This window comes from Streptomyces flavofungini, from assembly GCF_041028215.1.
Classification (GTDB): Bacteria; Actinomycetota; Actinomycetes; order Streptomycetales; family Streptomycetaceae; genus Streptomyces; species Streptomyces flavofungini_B.
On the sequence record NZ_JASKYR010000616.1, the window covers coordinates 1 to 4,016 of the forward strand.

General features: G+C 70.0%; 4 protein-coding genes. All 4 read left to right on the plus strand.

Annotation, left to right across the window (positions count from 1 at the left end):
• Positions 1 to 166: 166 nt before the first annotated feature.
• On the plus strand, positions 167 to 1,102 hold the full coding sequence (locus tag AB8Z36_RS31035; RefSeq protein ID WP_369216719.1) for a cellulose-binding protein: 936 nt from the start codon (positions 167 to 169) through the stop codon (positions 1,100 to 1,102).
• A gap of 88 nt (positions 1,103 to 1,190) precedes the next feature.
• Positions 1,191 to 2,171: an ATP-binding cassette domain-containing protein gene (locus tag AB8Z36_RS31040; protein ID WP_369216720.1), complete on the plus strand. Its 981-nt coding sequence runs from the start codon at positions 1,191 to 1,193 to the stop codon at positions 2,169 to 2,171.
• A 3-nt stretch (positions 2,172 to 2,174) separates the two neighbouring features.
• Entirely contained in the window at positions 2,175 to 2,945 is a 771-nt protein-coding gene (locus AB8Z36_RS31045) for an ABC transporter permease (protein WP_369216721.1), read from the plus strand.
• A gap of 161 nt (positions 2,946 to 3,106) precedes the next feature.
• A partial coding sequence (locus AB8Z36_RS31050) for an ATP-binding cassette domain-containing protein (protein WP_369216722.1) occupies positions 3,107 to 4,016 on the plus strand: 910 nt, incomplete at its 3' end.

Sequence of the window (4,016 nt, forward strand, 5' to 3'; positions counted from 1 at the left end):
GCATGCTTGTGGGGACCTTTGGCCCTGTCGCTGGCAAGTGCTCTGACGGTTAGCCACTCAAAAGGGGTGTCATTCTCCAGATCAAACGGGCATCCGCTCGATGACACGCCGCCTTGACCCCTAGGATTCCCTTATCACCTCACCGGTCTCATTCGACAGGAACCCCATGAGCGACACTTCCCCCTACGGCTTCGAGCTTGTGCGGCGTGGGTACGACCGCGCTCAGGTGGACGAACGTATCTCCAAGCTCGTCTCCGACCGTGACAGCGCTCTCGCCCGCATCACCGCCCTGGAAAAGCGCATCGAGGAGCTGCACCTCGAGACGCAGAACGCCCAGGCCCAGGTCGCCGACGCCGAGCCGTCGTACGCCGGGCTCGGCGCGCGCGTCGAGAAGATCCTCCGCCTCGCCGAGGAGGAGGCGAAGGACCTGCGCGAGGAGGCCCGTCGCGCCGCCGAACAGCACCGCGAGCTCGCCGAGTCCGCCGCCCAGCAGGTGCGCAACGACGCCGAGTCGTTCGCCGCCGAGCGCAAGGCCAAGGCCGAGGACGAGGGCGTCCGGATCGTCGAGAAGGCCAAGGGCGAGGCGAACGCGCTGCGTTCGGAGGCCCAGAAGGACGCGCAGTCCAAGCGCGAGGAGGCCGACGCCCTCTTCGAGGAGACCCGCGCCAAGGCCGCCCAGGCCGCCGCGGACTTCGAGACGAACCTCGCCAAGCGCCGCGAGCAGTCCGAGCGTGACCTGGCGTCGCGTCAGGCCAAGGCGGAGAAGCGCCTCGCGGAGATCGAGCACCGCGCCGAGCAGCTCCGCCTCGAGGCGGAGAAGCTGCGCACCGACGCGGAGCGCCGTGCCCGCCAGACGGTGGAGACCGCGCAGCGTCAGGCCGAGGACATCGTCGCCGACGCGAACGCCAAGGCGGACCGCATCCGGTCGGAGTCCGAGCGGGAGCTCGCCGCGCTCACGAACCGGCGGGACAGCATCAACGCCCAGCTCACCAATGTGCGCGAGATGCTGGCCACGCTCACGGGTGCGGCCGTCGCCGCCGCGGGTACGCCCGCGGACGACGAGCCCGTCTCCCGCGGCGTGCCGGCGCAGCAGACGCGCTGAGGCCCGTGGGGCAGCGGGCCCCCGCCACTCGCGGCAGCCCCCCGCCACTCCGGTGGCGGGGGGCTTTGTCGCGTTTTAGCGTATCCGCATGATCACGCTCGACGGGCTGACCAAGCGGTACGGCGAGAAGGTGGCCGTCAACGACCTCACCTTCGCCGTGCGGCCCGGCATCGTCACCGGCTTCCTCGGGCCCAATGGCGCCGGGAAGTCCACGACCATGCGCATGATGCTCGGCCTCGACAATCCGACGGCCGGTGACGTGCGCATCGAGGGCAAGCACTACTCCGCTCTCAAGGACCCCCTCACCTGCGTCGGCGCGCTCCTCGACGCCAAGGCCATGCACGGCGGGCGCAGCGCCTTCAACCATCTGCTCTGCCTCGCGCAGAGCAACGGCATCCCGCGCTCCCGGGTCACCGAGGTGCTCGACACCGTCGGCCTGACGGCCGTGGCCAGGAAGAAGGCCAAGGGGTTCTCGCTCGGCATGGGCCAGCGTCTCGGCATCGCGGGGGCGCTGCTCGGCGACCCCCGCATCCTGATGTTCGACGAGCCGGTCAACGGTCTGGACCCCGAGGGCATCCACTGGATCCGCAATCTGATGAAGTCCCTGGCCGCCGAGGGCCGCACGGTCTTCGTCTCCTCGCACCTGATGAGCGAGATGGCGCTGACCGCGGACCACCTCGTCGTCATCGGCCAGGGCCGGCTCCTCGCGGACACCTCCATGGCCGACTTCATCCGGCAGAACTCCCGCAGCTACGTACGGCTGCGCTCCCCGCAGCGCGAGCTGCTCCTGGACGTACTGCACGAGGCGGGCATCACGGCCGTCGAGGCAGGGGACGGCGCCCTGGAGGTGGACGGCACGCCGCCCGAGCGGCTCGGCGAGCTCGCCGCGAGCCGGCAGCTCGTCCTCCATGAACTGAGCCCCCAGCAGGCATCGCTGGAGGAGGCCTTCATGCAGCTCACCGCGGAGTCGGTGGAGTACCACGCGCACTCGGGACGGGCGGGCGGCGCGACCCCGGCGGGTGAGCGGCCCGCCTGGGGCGAGGACTGGCAGCAGCGGAAAGGGGCCTGAGCGATGGCCGCGGCACAGGTACTGAAGTCGGAGTGGACCAAGATCCGCTCGGTCTCCTCGACCGTCTGGACGCTCGGCCTCGCCGGAGTCGTCACGATCGCGCTCGGGACGCTGATCAGCGTCCTGTCCAAGAACGACTACGACAGCCTGAACGCCAAGGACCGGCTGACCTTCGACCCGACCTACATCAGCTTCGCCGGGATGTCCCTCGGCCAGCTCGCGATGATCGTCTTCGGGGTGCTCGTCGTCTCCAACGAGTACAGCACCGGCATGATCCGCACCTCGCTCGCCGCCGTGCCGCGGCGCGGCTCGTTCCTCTTCGGCAAGATCTTCGTGGCCACCCTGCTGGCGCTCGCCGTGGGCCTGGCCACCAGCTTCATCACGTTCTTCGTGGGGCAGGCGGTGCTCGGCCCGTACAAGGCGGGGATCGGCGACCCCGGGGTGCTGCGCGCGGTCATCGGCGGCGGGCTCTACATGACGCTCATCGCGATGTTCTCGATGGGCGTCGCGACGATGCTGCGCAGCCCCATGCTCTCCCTCGGCATCCTGATGCCGTTCTTCTTCCTGATCTCCAGCATCCTCGGCAACGTCTCGGCGACCAAGAAGATCGGCCGCTTCCTGCCCGACCAGGCCGGGAGCAGGATCATGCAGGTCAAGACGCCGTTCGACGACGACACCCCGTACGGGCCCTGGGGCGGTCTGGCGATCATGCTGGCGTGGGTCGTCCTCGCGCTGCTGGGCGGGTACGCGCTCCTGAAGAAGCGGGACGCCTGAGGAGACGGGACACCACGGGAAGCGCCACGCCCGGCCCGGGGGTCGCGGGAGCCCGTCAAGTTTTACCCGCTCTTGGCTGGAACCGTCAGCCCACCGATATCCTCCTAACCCTTACGGGGGCGTGTGCCCCGACGTCCTGAACCATTCGATGGGTGCGGAGAATGATCGAGGCAGTCGGCCTGACGAAGCGCTATGGCGCCAAGACAGCCGTGTACAACCTTTCCTTCCAGGTGCGGCCCGGAACCGTCACCGGCTTCCTGGGCCCCAACGGCTCGGGCAAGTCGACGACGATGCGCATGATCCTCGGGCTCGACGCGCCGACCCAGGGGCAGGTGACGATCGGCGGCTACCCGTACCGCAAGCTCCCGAACGCCCCGCGCCAGGTCGGCGCCCTGCTCGACGCCAAGGCGGTGCACGGCGGGCGGCACGCCCGCAACCACCTCCTGTGCCTCGCGCAGCTCTCCGGCATCCCGGCCCGCCGGGTGGACGAGGTGCTCGGTGTCGTGGGCCTCCAGGACGTGGCGAGGAAGCGCTCCAAGGGCTTCTCGCTCGGCATGGGCCAGCGCCTCGGCATCGCGGCGGCGCTCCTCGGCGACCCGCAGGTGCTGCTCTTCGACGAGCCGGTCAACGGCCTCGACCCCGAGGGCATCCTCTGGGTGCGCAACCTGATGAAGGCGCTCGCGGCCGAGGGCCGCACGGTCTTCGTCTCGTCCCACCTCATGAGCGAGATGGCCCTCACGGCCGAGCACCTGATCGTGATCGGCCGCGGTCAGCTCCTCGCCGACATGAGCGTCAAGGACTTCATCTCGCACAACTCCGCCGACTTCGCGCGCGTGCGCACGCCGGACGGCGAGCCGCAGCACCGCGAGAAGCTGACGGCCGCGCTGACCGAGGCGGGCGGCCAGGTGCTGCCCGAGCAGGACGGCGCGCTGCGCGTCACGGGCCTGCCGCTGCCCCGCATCAGCGACCTGGCGCACGGCGCCGACGTGCGCCTGTGGGAGCTCTCCCCGCACCAGGCCTCGCTGGAGGAGGCGTACATGCGGATGACGCAGGGCGCCGTCGACTACCGCT

What these genes read in the sequence shown, in the direction of transcription:
- AB8Z36_RS31035 (WP_369216719.1), top strand. Translation starts at nt 167, where the DNA reads ATGAGCGACACTTCCCCCTACGGCTTCGAGCTTGTGCGGCGTGGGTAC.
- AB8Z36_RS31040 (WP_369216720.1), top strand. Translation starts at nt 1,191, where the DNA reads ATGATCACGCTCGACGGGCTGACCAAGCGGTACGGCGAGAAGGTGGCC.
- AB8Z36_RS31045 (WP_369216721.1), top strand. Translation starts at nt 2,175, where the DNA reads ATGGCCGCGGCACAGGTACTGAAGTCGGAGTGGACCAAGATCCGCTCG.